This is a genomic window from Planctomycetota bacterium (assembly GCA_021414025.1).
Taxonomy (GTDB): domain Bacteria; phylum Planctomycetota; class Phycisphaerae; order Phycisphaerales; family SM1A02; genus SYAC01.
This window is the reverse complement of sequence record JAIOPG010000006.1, coordinates 94429-110369: the sequence shown is the minus strand read 5'-3', so window position 1 is coordinate 110369 and position 15941 is coordinate 94429. Positions and strand designations below refer to the sequence as shown.

At 66.4% G+C, this 15941-nt stretch carries 13 protein-coding genes and 1 tRNA gene; 3 read left to right on the top strand and 11 right to left on the bottom strand.

The genetic code is table 11. From position 1 onward, the window contains the following. Positions 1–44 precede the first annotated feature (44 nt). Positions 45–1115 carry an AI-2E family transporter gene (locus tag K8R92_08125; protein MCE9619861.1) on the top strand — a complete coding sequence of 357 codons (1071 nt, stop codon included), beginning with the start codon at positions 45–47 and terminating at the stop codon, positions 1113–1115. Here the strand turns inward: K8R92_08125 and K8R92_08120 are convergent. From K8R92_08120 to K8R92_08095, 6 genes are all read right to left on the bottom strand, one after another. After that, on the bottom strand, positions 1107–2669 hold the full coding sequence (locus tag K8R92_08120; protein MCE9619860.1) for an HD domain-containing protein: 1563 nt from the start codon (positions 2667–2669) through the stop codon (positions 1107–1109). The genes K8R92_08125 and K8R92_08120 overlap by 9 nt on opposite strands. Before the next feature lie 84 nt (positions 2670–2753). Then, complete coding sequence (locus K8R92_08115; protein ID MCE9619859.1) at positions 2754–3914, bottom strand: alkaline phosphatase family protein; 1161 nt, start codon at positions 3912–3914, stop codon at positions 2754–2756. 88 nt (positions 3915–4002) lie between these two features. Continuing rightward, positions 4003–4075 (bottom strand) — tRNA-Ala (locus K8R92_08110). A 124-nt stretch (positions 4076–4199) separates the two neighbouring features. Beyond that, positions 4200–4526, bottom strand: coding sequence for a thioredoxin (trxA, locus tag K8R92_08105; GenBank protein MCE9619858.1), 327 nt, complete (start codon positions 4524–4526; stop codon positions 4200–4202). Between the two features lie 78 nt (positions 4527–4604). Next, positions 4605–5453, bottom strand: coding sequence for a dihydropteroate synthase (gene folP, locus K8R92_08100; GenBank protein MCE9619857.1), 849 nt, complete (start codon positions 5451–5453; stop codon positions 4605–4607). A 32-nt stretch (positions 5454–5485) separates the two neighbouring features. Then, positions 5486–7384 carry a hypothetical protein gene (locus K8R92_08095; protein MCE9619856.1) on the bottom strand — a complete coding sequence of 633 codons (1899 nt, stop codon included), beginning with the start codon at positions 7382–7384 and terminating at the stop codon, positions 5486–5488. Between the two features lie 27 nt (positions 7385–7411). Between K8R92_08095 and K8R92_08090 the strand changes: the two genes are divergently transcribed. Next, the gene (locus tag K8R92_08090) at positions 7412–8599 is read left to right on the top strand and encodes a hypothetical protein (protein MCE9619855.1); all 1188 of its coding nucleotides are present in this window, start codon (positions 7412–7414) and stop codon (positions 8597–8599) included. Positions 8600–8608: 9 nt separating this feature from the next. Here K8R92_08090 and K8R92_08085 read toward each other — a convergent pair whose 3' ends face one another. Continuing rightward, positions 8609–9259: a glutathione peroxidase gene (locus K8R92_08085; protein ID MCE9619854.1), complete on the bottom strand. Its 651-nt coding sequence runs from the start codon at positions 9257–9259 to the stop codon at positions 8609–8611. 123 nt (positions 9260–9382) lie between these two features. On the opposite strand from K8R92_08085, the gene K8R92_08080 reads away from it, so the two are divergent. Further along, a complete protein-coding gene (locus K8R92_08080; GenBank protein ID MCE9619853.1) occupies positions 9383–11230 on the top strand; it encodes a hypothetical protein in 1848 nt (615 codons plus the stop codon). 47 nt (positions 11231–11277) lie between these two features. Here the strand turns inward: K8R92_08080 and K8R92_08075 are convergent, their stop codons facing one another. The 4 genes from K8R92_08075 to K8R92_08060 form a co-directional block, all read right to left on the bottom strand. Beyond that, positions 11278–11529, bottom strand: a complete 252-nt coding sequence (locus tag K8R92_08075) for a DUF493 domain-containing protein (GenBank protein ID MCE9619852.1) — start codon at positions 11527–11529, stop codon at positions 11278–11280. 211 nt (positions 11530–11740) lie between these two features. Continuing rightward, the gene (gene aroC, locus K8R92_08070; protein MCE9619851.1) at positions 11741–12910 is read right to left on the bottom strand and encodes a chorismate synthase; all 1170 of its coding nucleotides are present in this window, start codon (positions 12908–12910) and stop codon (positions 11741–11743) included. A gap of 50 nt (positions 12911–12960) precedes the next feature. Next, the gene (locus K8R92_08065; GenBank protein MCE9619850.1) at positions 12961–14214 is read right to left on the bottom strand and encodes an MFS transporter; all 1254 of its coding nucleotides are present in this window, start codon (positions 14212–14214) and stop codon (positions 12961–12963) included. Between the two features lie 40 nt (positions 14215–14254). Continuing rightward, positions 14255–15928: a type I 3-dehydroquinate dehydratase gene (locus tag K8R92_08060; protein ID MCE9619849.1), complete on the bottom strand. Its 1674-nt coding sequence runs from the start codon at positions 15926–15928 to the stop codon at positions 14255–14257. Positions 15929–15941 lie beyond the last annotated feature (13 nt).

Sequence of the window (15941 nt, the reverse complement as noted above, 5' to 3'; positions counted from 1 at the left end):
CACTGTAGTGCCAACCCGGCGCAACTTGCCGTACGATCTTCGCCATGAATTCCCCCACTCCTTCCATGGAGGCGCCGGGCCGGGGCAGTCGCATTCTCTATTCGGCGGCCGCGGCGATCATCATTCTGGCTGGCCTCAAGGCCGCGGCGCCGCTGGTGGTCCCGATCCTGGCGGCCATTTTTCTCGCGGTGGTGAGCTTGCCTGCGCTGGCGTTCTTCTGCCGCACCGGCATGCCCCGCTGGCTCGCGGCGACCTGCCTGCTGATCGTGATCGTGGCGCTGATCGCCGGCGCGGCCACGATCGCCACGCACAACCTGGGGGCGCTGGCGGAAAAGATTCCGGAATACCGCGTGATCCTGGAGGAGAAGCTGGCCGCCTTGAACGTCGATCTGGCCGCGCGGGGAATCCACATGGACCTGGACACCTTGATCTCCAAGACCAATCCCGGCGACGTGCTGGGCTACGCGAGCAACTTCGTGAAGGGGCTGGCGAACCTGGCCCAGAGCGGGCTCTTCGTCATCCTCACGCTCGCATTCCTCTTGGGCGAGGCGGCCGTGCTGCCGAACAAGATCCGGACGATCACCGGGCGACCCGAGGATGACCTTGGCCGCTACCGAAGCATCGTGAGCGACATCCAGAGCTACCTCGCGGTGAAGTCGCAGACCAACTTCCTCGCGGCGGTGCTGGTGACGCTGAGCTGCTACGTGCTCAACACCCCCTACGCGCTCTTCATCGGCATCGCGGCCTTCTTCCTGAACTACATCCCGACCTTCGGGGCGATCATCACGGCCATCCCCGCGGTGCTGCTCTGCCTGGCGGTGAACGGATGGCAGATGGCGCTGGTGATGGTGATCCTGCAGGTGCTCTTCAACATTGTCATCGGCAGCTGGCTGGAGCCCCGGCTCTTCGGACGCAAGCTTGGACTCAGCGCCGCGGTGGTCTTCCTGAGCCTGGTGTTCTGGGGCTGGATCCTGGGACCGGTGGGCATGTTCCTGAGCGTGCCACTGACGATGCTGGTGAAGATTCTGCTGGACAACACCGAGGAATTCCGCTGGATCTCGATTCTGCTCGGCCCGGGCAGCGCCGCGGCGACCCCGACCCCCGACTCAAAATGATCCGCTGGCGGCCACGTCGCTGCGGACGATCTGCTCCTGGAGCTTGAGGCGCGGAATCGACAGGAAGATTTTTCCCAGCTCGGGATCGAAGTGCCGGCCCAGGCACTTCTGCATCTCGGCCTGCACCTCCTCCACGCTGCGCGCGGGCCGGTAGACGCGGGCGCTGGTCATGGCGTCGAAGCAGTCCGCCAGGCAGATGATCCGACCGAGCAGTGAGATCTTGTCACCGACGAGCCCGTTCGGATAGCCGGAACCGTCCCACTTCTCGTGGTGCTCCAGCACCCCGTGGAGCACGTCGCGCATTTGCGGAATGTCGCGCAGGATCTGGAACCCGGTCGCCGGATGTGCGGTGATCTTGGCGAACTCATCGTCGGTGAGCCGCTCCGCCTTGCACAGCACCGCCTCGGGCACGCCGATCTTTCCGATGTCATGGACCGTGCCGCAAAGATGGGTGCGCTCGACGAGCTCGACGCCCAGGCCCGCAGCTTGGGCGAGCAGCCGGGCGAAGCGGGCCACGCGGACGGAATGGCCGCGCGTGTAGGGATCCTTGGCGTCGATCGCCGAGATCAGCGCGTGCATGGTGCCCCCGAACATGAGCTGCTGCTCCATGGCGAAGCGCTGCGCCATCCGCACGCGCTGCTGATTGCCCAGCCCCTGCGCCGCCATGCGGGCGATGGCGCCGGCGATGCTGGCAACCTCCGCGAGCCGGGCGTCGTCGCGCGGCTTGGCGTCGTCCAGGTAGAGGAAACCAAAGAGCACGCCGGCAAGCTCCACGGGGACGCAGATGGCGCGGCGGACTTCCATGCTTTTCGGCATGACGGTGTGGTTCGGATTGGCTTCGAGCGTCGGATCGGCGGCGCTGAACGCCTTCTCGATCACCGGCCCCTGCCGCGCCTGCCGGAGCATCGACCGGCTGATGCGCGGACGGCCCTGGGCGTCCTTCATCTCGCCGATCTGGGTGAGCACCTCGACCGCGTCTCCCTGGCCGACATTGCGGACGAAGGCGACGTTCGCGAATTGCGTGGCCATCGCCAGCGCATGCACCACCGCGGGATAGACCTCGGCCTCGTGCTCGGCCTGGTGAATGGACTCGCCTGCCTGCAGGAGGATGAGCAGCTGATCCTGGGCGAAGGCCGCGGGCTCGGCAATCTGCACGCGCTCCACCTGCGCCTCGATCCTGGATTTCTCCTCCCCGCTCGACACGTCGATCATGGTCGCCAGATCCAGCGGCACCTCCTGGTCGACCACCTCGAAGGTCCAGGGCGAAATCTCGAGCCGATCGCCATGCCGCAGCGGGAGGGTGCGACCCGCCTGAACCTGCGCGCCATTGATGTAGGTGCCCGCGGAGCTCCCGTCGTCGGAGATGCGCCACATGCCGGGCTCGTCGACGGTGGCGGATGACCAATGCAGCGTGGCGTGATGCCGGCTGACCACTTTCTCGGCGAGGATGATCGTTCGGTCGGTTCCGCGCCCGATGGTGATCGGGCCCGGCGGCGCGAGTCGATGCTTCGCCTCCTTGGTTCCGGCAACGGAAACAAGCCAAAAATCCGACATAAGCCAAGCCTAACCGATCCTCCGGTGGGTTCGAAGGCGGATCCCGCTCACGACTGCAGAATCATTCCGCCGCTCGTCTCGCCTCTACTTGGAATCGATCCGCAGATCTTGCGTCGTGTTCGCCGTGCTGCCGGGAATCCCGGGCAACCCCAGCAGCATGAGGCAGGCGTTGCCGGCGTCGGCGTTGCGGATCGGCGGCGCCTGGCCGGGAGCGAAGCGCTCGGTCGGCGCGGGACGATGGCGGCTGGAGGGATTCATCGCGTAGAGATCGCCGCGCGGAAGGTTCGCGCCATTCCAGATCATGAAGAGAATGGTGTAGTTGACCGGCGCCTCGGGATCGGTGTGGCTGGCGAATGGAACTCCGCCCGCGTGGTCCGAGGTCAGGACGATCGCGACATGGCCGCGCAGATGCGGCGACTCTTCGATCCCCGCGAGCAGCGCCGCGATGGCGTGGTCGATTCGCTGCAGCGCCTCTCGGTAGGGCGAGCCGTCGGCCAGGTCCCATCCGGACCCGTGGCCGTAGAAATCCGGAGTCGGAAGATGGAGAAAGGAGAAGGATCGCTTGCCGCGCTCGCAGGCCCCGTGCAGGAAGGCCAGCTGCTGCCGGACCTCCTCCATCGGATCGGGCGCAAAGACGAAGCAGTCGATCTTGTCCTTGCCGTCGTCGGGCGCGACGCCATCCTTGCCGCCCGCGTCCTCGCCGTAGCTCTGCTCGAAGAGGGCGAATTTCCACTTGCCCGCGATCATGGCTGTGCGCACTCCCGCGTCGTGGGCAACGTCAAAGGCGCTGGCGATGTACCGGCCCTGCTTGGCGTGGAGCGTGCCGCCGAACTTGAGCGAGGGCGGATCCGAGTTCGATGTCCATCCATGCCCAAGTTCCCCGGCGACCAGGCGCCCGGTGATCATGCCGACATGATTGGGAAGCGTGATGGAGATGTCGGGATCGCAACGGGCTTGTGCGGTCCACGCCCCCTGCGTCAGTCGCTTCAGGCCGGGATGCAGTTCGTCCAGCGGCGGCAGTGCCGCTTCGGGACGCAGGCCGTCGACGGAGATGAGCAGGACGTGGTCGATCGATGCGGGCGACGGACTCGTCGCGACGGCCGCCGGCGCCGGCGCATCGGAGGCGGGTGGATTTCCAGATGCTTCCCTGCAGCCCTGCACGGCGACCAGGGCCGCCAGCGCCACCGCGGTCAGCGCGGCGCGGAATGCGGCTCTTCGAAGGTGGCAGGGCGGCGGCGTCATCATGGGGTTCGAAATCGCGGCCGAGTGTAGGGACGCCGGGATCCAAAAGAAAACCCTGTCGTCGTCGATGAACGAGGACAGGGTGTTTCAGTGGACCTGATCGGGATCGAACCGACTACCTCTTCCATGCCATGGAAGCGCTCTCCCAGATGAGCTACAGGCCCAGAAATTCTCGAACCGACCAAACCCCGCCGCGGCACCGGCACAAGCTTCGGGGTCGAACAGTGTACCCGGCGTCAAAGCCAATGCCGATGCCCTTGAACTTGATTTCAGGCCGACTTTGGCCGCTCAGACGGCGTTCATCGCCTCGCTGAGGGTCGCCTTGGGAACCGCGCCGACCCATTTCTTGACCATCTGTCCCTGCTTGAACAGGAGCACGGTGGGAATGCTTTGAATGCCGTACTTCAGGGCGATGCTCTGGTGGTGATCGATGTCGACCTTGCCGACCTTCGCCTTGCCCTTGGACTCCTCCGCGATCTGGTCGATGGTTGGCCCGAGCATCCGGCAGGGCTGGCACCATTCGGCCCAGAAATCCACCAGCACGGGAACGCTGCTCTTCAGGACTTCGGCGTCAAAATTTGCGTCGGTGAATTCGAGTGTGTTTGGGCTGGCCATGGGTTCCTCATCAACTGTGGACGATGCGTCCGAAATCAATTCCGCGCCGGCGGACGACCCGCATGCGAACAACGAATCCTAGCACCCTCCGCCAGCCGCGGTAATCCGCTGGAATTGGCGGTGTTCCGCCACGTCGTGCACGCGCAGGATCGCGGCGCCACCGCGCAGGGCCGCGCCGGCTGCGGCGAGCGTGGCGGGCAGGCGCTCGGCGGGCGGAAGTCCGCCGCAAAGGGCGCCGAGAAAACTTTTCCGGCTCAGGCTGACCAGCACGGGAAAGGGCGCCGCGGCGATCTCGTCCAACCGGCGCAGCAGCTCGAAGTTCTGCTCGACACTCTTGCCGAAACCGAACCCGGGATCGAGGACGATCTGACCGGGCTTCACGCCGAGGCCGACGGCATGATCGACCAGCCGCAGCAGCTCCTTCAGCACCTCCTGGACCACATCGCCGTAGCGCGGCGCGCTCTGGTACTGGTCGCTGTACCGGTCCTGATCCGGCGGTTTCAGCCGATGCATCAACACCAGACCGGCCCCGCGCTCGGCCGCAAGTTTGCAGATCGCGGGATCCTCCATGCCGCCGCTGACGTCGTTGATGATGTTGGCACCCGCGGCAAGCGCGGCCTGTGCGACCGCGCTGAGCGTGGTGTCGACGCTGATGGGGACATCGCACTGGCGCCGCAGGGCGCGGATGACCGGTTCGATCCGCGCGATCTGCTCGGCGGCGCCGACCCGGACCGAACCTGGGCGCGTGCTCTCGCCTCCGACATCCAGAAGATCGGCGCCCTCGCGGACCATGCGCAATCCATGCTCGACCGCGTCGTCCGCGCCGGCGAAACGGCCGCCGTCGAAGAAGGAGTCGGGAGTGCAGTTGAGGATGCCCGCGAGCAGCGGACGCTTGGCAAAGGAGAGCGGCGAGTGCGCGGCGACCAGCCAGTCATGCAGCGCTGGCGTGCCCGGGTGCGTCACGGCGCTGCGGGTGCGGGCGGGTTCTTGGCGGCGGGCGGCGGGGTCGGCGTGTCCTCGTCGGCGTCCTTCGTTGAAGCCGGATCCTTCCGGTCATCAATCTGCGCGTCCCGGCGATCGGCGTAGGCCGCGACCAAAACCGAGATGACGCCGGTGGGAATCATGGTCGCGGTTTCGATCCGTCCGCCCTCAACCGTCATGGCGAAAGCGATCGGCTCTAGGTCAGGCGGCGCGTCGGGAATCTCCAGTCCGCCGCCGGGAAAGGCGTTGGCCGCCTGGCGCACGACGTTCAACAACGAACCCACGCCGATGAATGCCATCGCGTCCGGCTTGGGCATCATCCAGGCGCGAAGCACCGCGAGCACATCATCGCCTTCCAATGATTTTTCCGCGGCACCGGTTGCGCGCTCAAGCACATCGGGCCGCTGACTGAAAGTGACGTAGACGCCGTCCGGGCAGGATTTCACGAATCCGCAGGGCCCCTTCGGTCCATAGAGAAGCGTGCGGAACATCCGCTCCATCGGGTTGGTGCGGCGCGCGGGCTGGCCATTGCGTGGCAGCGGCGTGTCCTTGATCTGGTAGGCGTCCGCGACCGCTCCATTCTTCAGGGTCTTGTCCTTTTCCCAGGTCACCTCGCGCTTCTGTCCATCCGCCTCGCCGTTGAGCGACACCATCCACTGCTCCAGTACCGCCTTGGCCTTGACCCCGTCGGTGGTGGCGAGCCAGAGCATCGCCTCGTTGAGAAGTCCGCCGCCCATGAGGCCGAGCTTGCTGGGATAGATCGCCAGCTGGATCGACGTCAGCAGCGATTTGTTCTGTTCAAGCCATGAGGGCGCCTGCTCGCCGCCGGGGACCAGCGCGGCGAGATCGAGGAAGGTCTGCATGCCGCCCAGTCCGGCGATGTCCGCCGAGAGCGCGAGGACGAAGAAGCCGCGCGGCAGATGGCTGAAGCTGACGCCGGTGTGCGCGCCGCCGTGTGCCGACTTGCCCAACTCGCTTTCAGGGTCGAGCACGTAATAGCTGCGGATCAGCACGCCCAGTGGATCGACATCGACGCTCGCGACGGCGTCGGTCAGGCCCGCCAGGAGTTTTTCTGATCGCAGCTGCCAATCCTCAATTTTTTTCGCCGCGGCCTTGTCATTTTCCTTGGAGGCTTCACTCGGTGCCGCGCCCTTTTCGCCGGGAGCCGCGGTTTTGTCTTGGGGTTTTTCAGCGGCCTGAGGCCGATTGCTGTTTCGCAATTCCGCCAGCGACTCGGGCCCCGCCCACAGTCCGATTTCGCCGTCGCACAGCACCGCGAAACCGCGCTCGCCCAGGCGCTTTTTCAGCCGATCCGCAAGTCCCGGCTTGGCGGCGTAGGCGCGCTCCAGATCGGCGCTCGGGCTCGCCACGACGAAGCCATCAATGACCCGGGCGTAATAGGTCTTGCCCTTACGTCGATAGGCATCCGGTGCGATGTCCGGAGCCGCCTCGAGGTTTGACTGAATGAACTGCGCGCCATCGACGGTGGGAATCAAGGCGCACCACTGCGGAGTTTTATCCGCCGCGATCGAGTACCAGGCGACAATCGGCCCGCGATCATTCATGCCCGGGCCGATGCCCAACTGACTCTTGACCAGGTCCAGCGGCTTGAGTTCGGTGAGAGCCTGCATGCGGTCGAGCTTGGCCGCAAGCTCGCCCATGTCCTCGCCGAGCGACTTGGGATCGGGCGCCACGATCAGAGTGACCGCGTTTTCAGGCGCCAAGTCGATCGCCTTGACAAACGCCGCAACGCCCGGCGTGCGCCGCAGGGGCGCCGGCGCCTGGGCCATTGAGCCCCCGGCGCAGCACGCCGCGCCAAGCAGCGCCCAAACGGGAGCGCGAAGACGGCGGCGCAGGGATGGCGGAAAAACATGCATGGGAGATCTTTGGAATACTGTACCGGAGTGCTGACTCCCGAAACCATCGCGTGGTCGATTTCCGGCGCCTTGATGGCGGGCGCAGCGGCGGCGGGACTGGCCTGGTTGCTGCGAGCCGCGGGGTGGAAGAATTCCTGGATCGCCGCGGGCATCTGCACGGGCGTCTTCTTCGGTCCCCTCTGCGCCGCCACGGTCTTCCCGACGATTCATGAAACGATGATCGATGGCTGCGCGGATGCCCGCAAGGAACTTTTCCGCGCCCGCCGCGCCGCCGAAGCGCTGGCGGTGGCGGTCGCGGCCACGCGGACGGATCCCTCCGATTCGGTCATCGTGGAACTCGACGCCTGGCGGCGCTCCGCGGAAATCCGCCTGCAGCAGGAGCGAATCGATTTCGACCACGGGGCGCTCTGGGTGACGGCGCTGCTGGCGGCCATGGTCACGCTGGCGCGCTCGCCGATGGCCGGACGCAACCGATGGTGGCGCGGCGGCGGCCTGGCCATCGGAGTCTGGTCGGTGATGTTTCCCGTGGCCGCGGTTCTGCTCATCGCGAAGTTGGAGTCCCAGGACGCGGTGACCACCTGGAGCCTGGTGGCGGCCGCGACCGTCGCCTTCGGCGCCGCGGTGCCGCGCGGCGTGGAGCGATGGACGACCCTGGGCCTGCTCGACGAGCACTCCCATTCCATGGACGCGGCACGCGGCACGGCGGGATTCCTCTCGCTGGTGGCGGCGTGCATTGCGGCGTGGGGCATGAACTTCGACTCGGCGGCAGCGTGGCTGCTGCCCTGGGGAACCATGCTCGCGGCGTGGGGATTGCGCGACCATCCCGACAAGTTCCTGACGCGAAGCTTCGGCCCCGCGGCCGCGGCGGCGGTGGCGATCGCGATGTCGAGGATTGACGTGCTGAGCGAGTTCCGCCTGACCCCCTCGATCGGCCTCTACTTTTCCGGCGAGGATCTGCGCTGGATCGCGGCCGCCGCGGGCTTCGCGCTGACTCTGGGTCTTCCATGGATGCGCTCGCTGCGGGTGGCGCTGGCGATCTCAAGCTCGCCGCTGCCGCAGGCCGCGCTGGCCTCGATCGGTCTGATGATCGGCGTGCTTCCCGTCTGGCTGGGACTCTCCATGATCGTGGCGGCCGGAGTGACGGAAGCCCTCTCGCCGCTGCGGCGCATCACCGCGCGACAATTGGACGAAGTCATCCGCGCCGTGCCGAAGTGACTCGCGCGTTCAATGCTTGACGGCGGGCTCGGATGGAGTCGCCGTCGGCTTCGCGTCGGAGGGTGCCGCAGCGGCCAGTCCCAGAGCCTGCTCGACCGCGCTCACCAGGGCCTTGTCTTCGGGAGTGACGTTGCTGGCGTAGAACGCCACCGGCTGTCCATCCTTGTTGACGAGATACTTGCTGAAGTTCCAGCCCGGCAGCTTGCCGACGCGCGTGCCGAGGAACTCGTAGATCTCGCTCTGTCCGGGGCCCGCCTTGGTCTGCGCCTTGGCGAGCATGGGAAAGGTGACCGCGTACTTGGCGGTGCAGAATTCCTTGATCTCCTTCTCGCTGCCGGGCTCCTGCCCGCCGAAGTCGTTGCTGGGAATGCCCAGCACCACGAGCCCCTTGTCCTTGTACGTGTCGTACAGTTTTTGCAGGCCGCTGTACTGGCCGGTGAATCCGCAGCGGCTGGCGACGTTCACCACCAGCACCACCTTGCCCTTGTACTGGGCGAGGTCGATCGGCGCGCCTTCGAGCGAAGTGGCTTTGATGGAGTGCATGGTTCGGTCCTTCCATTTCTGGGTGAGTTCAGGTGATTGCGGAGCCGACTGGGCGCCGGCGAATCCCGCGACGGCGGCGACGGCGACAAGCATGGCGGTGGCGAAAATTGTTTTCATGATGGTGTCCTCATCGCGCCGCGGAGGCGCGCGTTCTCCAAACGAATCCGCTCGCTAGCATTTCCTTCTGTGAGCCAATCCCACGGAAATGAGCCGAAACCGATTGTACCCCCGCCGGGTCCCATGGTCGCGGTCAATTTCACCGAGCCGCAGGCGGAGCACATCCTCCGGAGCGTGCGCCAGCGGGTCGCCATGTGGGGCGACACGGTTCGCGCGATCACTCGTGCCGGCGACGCGGTGCAGACGGCCGACCGGCTGATCGGAGCGGGCCCCGGCGCCATGGGCGCGGAGTTCCGGCCCAACGGCCGGCGCGTGCTCCGGCTCAACGAACTCGCCGAGGGCGAGCCGCTCTGGATCATCGGCGATGTGCGCGGCGACGTGCTCGCGCTGGAGACGGTTTTGGAATTCATCGACGAAGCCACCGGGAAGGGTTCCGCGCCGCAGATCGTCTTCCTGGGCGATCTCTCGGGCGGAACGCTGGGGGACGCGGCGTGCGTGGCCATCGCGCTGGAACGCTTCGCCGCGGCGCCGACCCGGACCTTGGTGATCGCGGGCGATCGCGAGCTCGCCCTGGCATCCCTGGCGGACGACGCGCCGGACGAGCGCAAGGTGCGCGGACTGGCCGAGATGCCGGTTCCCTCCATTCAGCAGCGCTCGCTTGACAATCTGGTCCGCGCCTGCGCGGAGCTCGCGGCCAAGCTTCCGGTGGCGGTGATCTGCCCCGACGGACTCCTGCTGGCCCACAGCGCTCCGCCGCGCGAGTCGCTGCTGGACCCGATCGACCGGCCCGAGACGATGGAGTCCCGACCCGAGGTGCTGCGGGCCTTCGCCTTCGACCGGCTTCATCCGCGCGAGCCCAAGGTGGTGCCCGCAGCTTCCCAAGGCGCGGCGAGCGGCGCTGCCGAGGACTTCGCCGGCTCGATGCGCGGATTGAAGCGCATCTTTGGAATCGACGTGCAGCGCATGGTGCGCTCCCAGGACGCGGCGCCGGAGGGGCATCGCTGGTTCCGCAATTACGGCGAGGGGGTGCTGCTGACCATCAGCACCATGGCCGACGCCCTCGCGCCTGAATTGGGCGGCGGGCGCCGCAAGCCCTGCGTGGCGCGGATCAAGTCCGGGCGCATCCGGGTGGTGCGCTTTGAGATTCCGGAGGAGATTTCCATCACCGCCGAGCAGATTTTTCCGCGGATGGCGAAGTCGCCAATCAAAGTGCCCTCGCCGCGCATGCCCGAACCTCCGCTGATCGCGTCGGCGAGGACGGCACTGCAGTCCGAATCCACGGCCACACCGGGCGAGCAAACTCTTTCGCTCTCGGAACCCGCGGAGGTAGAGCCGGCGAACGCTCCGCTGCTGCTGGAGCCCGAGTTCGGTTCGCCGGCGAAAGCGGCGCCGTCCACCGCCGCGCCATCGCGCGAAGTCCGCGCCGATCAGATTCACTTTGAGCGCGGCGTTCGACTGCTTTCGGCTCGCTCGTGGGCCGGCGCCCGTCAGGCGTTCCAGGAATCCGCCACCTCGACCGGTGACCACGGCGCCTGCCACATGAACGAGGCGGTCGCCTGTCTCTCAATGGGACTGCCCGGACACCAGGACGCGCTGCGACTCTTTCGCGGCTTGCTCCAGTCCGACGCTGCGGATCCCGACGTGCACTTCAACATGGGGGTCACCTACCTGACCAACGAGCGCAATCCCATCGAGGCCGGCCGCGCCTTCAAGATGGCGACGCAGCTGCGTCCGAACTTCGAGGATGCCTGGTGGGCGCTGGGCCTGGCCGCTTCGCTGCGCAGCGACCGCCGCGCCGCCGCGGACGCTTTCGCCAAGGCCGCCGAGCAAGGGTGCCAGATCGTTTCGCCAAGCTCGCTGGAGGGGATCATCCCGGCGCGCGAATTGAGCTCCGTCTTCGACGCTCTGCGCGGGCGCGTGCGATACCACCCGGCCCTGGCCTCCGATCCGGTTCCGCTCTCCAATGCCTGAGTTTTATTGATGGATGCCGCCCGGAAGTCCGCGGTCAGCGCGCGGATTCAAAGCACGTAGCGGATGCCGACGCAATTGCGAAGCGTCTCGAGAAAGGTCTGGCGCTGTTCTTCGTCAACAACGGTGGTGTCGACATTCAGCGAGCACCAACGGCCGCCCGAGCTCTTGCGAAGTTCTCCGACCTTGACCGGATGCTGGCCAAAGGTTTGGCGGATCGCGAGGCGAATATGGGATTCCTGCCCTGCGATCAGGCTGTACCCCCACGCACAGGGATACTTGCAACTGGTTCGTTCACACAAAGATGTGTCCATACTTGCCCTCCAGGAGCACTATCAAAACTATGACTTCATCGTCAAATGCAAACCGCGGGTTCACAAGGATTTAGGCCCTTCGAAACGGAATAGTCCCACCAGTCCGCATTTATGGAACCATATTTTTCAATTGCGCCGGAACCGCGTCACACGGGGATTTCGTTATTGGTTTGGAGAACGTCCGGAATGACGCGATCGCTCAGGAGAGCGGCAGGCGGCGCGCGAGTTCCATGAAGGCGGCGTGCGAGGCCCGGACCTGGATCATGGAATCCCCGCCGAATTTCTCCAGGAACGCCTTGGCAATCTCGAAGGCCACGACATGTTCCATCACCACGCTCGCGGCGGCGATGGCGCTGACGTCCGACCGCTCGTAGGCGCTGGTCACCGCCTCCTTGGTGTTCAGGTCCACGCTGGGCATTCCCCGCAGCAGCGTGCTGATCGGCTTCATCGTGCCGGTCACCACCACCGGCATGCCGTTGGTCATGCCTCCCTCGAGCCCGCCGGCGTTGTTGGTTGGTCGGACAAAGCCGAGGTGCGATTCGCCTTTCTTCGAGGCGTCGAAGTGGATCGGGTCGTGCACCTGGCTGCCGGTGCGGAAGGCGCACTCGCGGCCCAGGCCAATCTCGACGGCCTTGAAGGCTTGAATGCCCATGACCGCGCCGGCGAGGCGCGAGTCGAGCCGTTCATGCCACTGCGCGCATGAGCCCAGCCCGATCGGGCAGTTGAAGACATGCGCCTCGACCAGACCGCCGACGGTGTCTTTGTCGACCTTGGCCTGGCGGATGCGCTCGATCAGCGCCGCGCTGCTTTTGGGGCAGGGCATGGCCACCCCGCTTTGATCCCGCACCGTTCGTTGCTCGCGCCAGGAAGTCCCGTTCACCTCGCCGCTCCAGCGCACATCCAGCGCCCCGCGGACAAAGCCGAAAGTCTCGATGCCGAACTCGCGCAGGAAACACCCGGCCAAGGCTCCGGCCGCCACCCGCGCCGCGGTCTCGCGGGCGCTGGCACGCTCGAGCGTCTCGCGGCAATCCGTCGTGAGCCATTTCACGCTGCCGGCGAGATCGGCGTGACCGGGTCGCGGCTTTGAGATGGCGGGAGTCTTCTGCGCGTCGTCGAGCCGGCTGTCCGCGTTGGCGATGCGGATCGCGATCGGCCCGCCCATCGACACGCCGCGCCGGACACCCGAGACGAACTCCGCATGGTCCGACTCGATGCGCTGCCGCGCGCCGCGGCCGTAGCCCCCCTGGCGGCGCTTGAGCTCAGCGTCGATGTACGTGGAGTCGATGGTGAGGCCCGCCGGGATTCCCTCGACCACCGCAAGCAGCCCGGGTCCGTGACTTTCACCGGCGGTCAGGTAGCGGAGCGACATGGTTTCATCATACGAAAGTGCGCATGCCGTTGAGCGGCGGCATTGGAAACCTAGGCCTTCACGCGCTGCTCCCGGATTGCGCCGAGACACCAAACGATTCCGGAGAGCAGCACAAACGCAGGGATCGCCATGAACGCCATCTTCCAGCCCGAGCCCTCCGAGATCCATCCGATCAGCGGCACGGCCGGCACATCCCCCGCCAGATGCAGCGCCATGATGGCCAGCGCCATGCCGGTGGCGCGCTCGGACGGGTGGAGGATGTTGACCAGATGCGCGTTGACCGGTCCCACGCTCATGACCAGCAGAAACGCGCCGATCGAGAGGCCGCACCACATCGCCGTGACATTGGGCGCGAAGATGACGAAGGTGATCACGCCGGCCGCCAGCAGGCTGGTGATGCCGCAGGTCCAGAGATGCGCCGCGCTGTTGCGGGCGAACCAGCGGTCACTCAGAAATCCGCCGACCAGCGTGCCCACGATGCCGGTGCCGACGATGATCGCGCCAAACATCGTGCTGGAACTTTCCACGCTCAGGCCCCAGGCCTTCTCCAGATAGGTCGGCGTCCAGAAGCCCAGACTTCCGAATCCCGCGGTCTGAAGCGCGTAGCCGGCGGTGGTCCAGAGCCAGCGCGGGCGGGACACGATCTTTGCGGCCGTCTTTGGATTGGGCGGCAGCATCGCGGCGCACTCCGGATCCATGGCGCCGCGTGGTGGATCGCGCAGAAAATAGATCGCGACCGCGAGCACAAGGCCGGGCCCGCCCGCAACAAAGAACGCTTCGCGCCAGCCGTAGCGCGAACCCACCACGCCTCCCAGGGTGAACCCGATCGCGGCGCCCACCGGAATGGCGGCATTGAAGAAGGCCATCACGCGGCTTCGCTTCTTCACCGGGAATTCATCGGCGAGCACGGCGGGCGCCACGCTGGCATAGGCCGCCTCGCCGATGCCGGTGGTGGCGCGCATGATGAGCAGGCTCCAGAAGCCCCAGGCGAATCCGCCGAGCAGCGTGACCACGCTCCAGAAGGCCACCGCCGCGGCGAGAATGTGCAGGCGCGGCAGGCGGTCGGCGAGAAGACCGAAGATCGGCGCCGTCGCCATGTAAACCAGGATGAAGGCGGAGTAGAGCCAGCCGGATTGCGACGATGTGAGCGCGAGGCCGCCCTCGGCGACCGGCCTCTCCAGGAAGGGAACCAGACTGCTCACCACAAAGCGATCTGCGTAGTTCAGCAGGTTGAGGCAGGAGAGCGTGACCAGCGCCACCATCGGAGCTCGCGAAGGCCGCGTGTGCGCGCGGGGCGAACTCATCGGGTGGCGCTCCGCGGACGAAGAATGGTCGGAATTCGCTTCATCGCGGGCCACTCAACTTTTGTTCGAGAAGTTCCGACCACAATTTCATCGGCGGATTCCGGCCCGTGAACATCTGGAACTGGATCGCGGCTTGCCTGAGAAACATCTGCGTGCCGTCGATCACCACGGCTCCCGCCTTGCGGGCGCGCCGGACCAGAGGCGTCTCTCGCGGACGATAGACCATGTCCATGACCGCCATGCCCGGAGCGATCTTGCAATCGGCCGGCAGCGGGTCGCTCGACTCGGAGCCTCCGCCCGTCATTCCAGCGCTGGTGGCATTCACGATGGCATTGAAGGAGTGCGCGGCCAGTTGATCCAGCGGCAGCGCCTTCACGCGAGCCTCGCGCCCGCCGGGATCTTTTCGCTGATTGAATTGGGCCGCGAGTTGGCTGGCCCTTTCGTGGGTTCGATTGGCGACGACCACTTCGGCGCCGGCGAGCAGAAGCCCGGCGACGATGGCGCGGGTCGCGCCGCCGGCGCCCAGCACCGCGACGCGCTGCCGGCTCCAGCGGGCGGCGGCTTCCACATCGGCGGGGCTGGAATGGTCCGCATCTCCCGAGGCGAGTCGCGCCGAGGCCTGCTGGTCAATGCCAAGACCCGTCGCCAGCGCCGCGACGGCGGCGGGCGCGTCGGTGTTGACCGCTGAGATCGTGCCGCTCAAATCTTTCACCAGCGTGTTGGCCGCGCCGCACCATTCGCTGACCGCGTCCGCAGTGCCGCCCCGCTCCTTGCACCATCGAAGTGCGTGCTCCTTGTGGGGCAGCGTGATGCTGAGTCCGCCCAACTGCAGCAGCGGCGATTCGAACAACTCCCCCACCGAAGCCTTGAAGTGCTCCCACTCCGAAGGAACAGCGAAGGGAACATAGGCGCCGTCGAAGTCGGCGGCTGCAAAGGCGGCGTTGTGAAGCAGCGGTGAAAGCGAGTGCTCGACGGGCCAGCCGACGACTCCGAAGACGCGGGTGCTTCGAGTCAACCGCGACAGGTGATAGAGATGCTTCAACTCCTGGACCGAGAGCTGGCCAGGCGCGGTTCCCAGGTCGCCTTCGGCGCGGGCGTAGGTCAGGAAGCCATTGAACTTCGGCGCCAGCACGCGGCTGGCGATCCCGAAGGGACCCATGCACAGGGCGATGGTCGGCTTGTGCTGCGTGTGCAGCAACTCGAAGGCCTCCAGGTTGTCGCGAACGCTGCGGGCGCGCCATGCGACTTTCGCGATCGAACAGAGCGGCTCGCTCCACATCGCCGCGATCCGCTTGTGCAGATCCGCGGGCCGGCCCTCGAAGTCATGCGAACTGAGAATCAGTCGCGTCGAACGTTTGGCGGCTGCGAATTCACGTTGAAATGACGGACTTTTCTGGAACGCGCCAAGCTCCAGGTCGACGCAGCTCGGCGCCGCGTCGAGTTTGCAGACCGCCAGGAGCAGATTGAGCCGCTCCTCCTCATCGCCACTGAATCCGCCTCCCTCCGCGCTGCTTCGAATGGTCACGATGCAGGGCTTCGGAGTGTTCTTGACCAGCCGCGCGATGCTTTCCAGTGCGCCCTCGTGCCCGGCCAGGCCGTCCACGCGCCACTCGATCATGGTGGCGCCGCGTGCCGCCTCGGCCTGCGCGGCCGCAATCGCCCCCTCGACTTCATCCGCGCTGTCCACGGCGATCGCCACCGCGATCAGCGACATGGTCGCTCCCGCC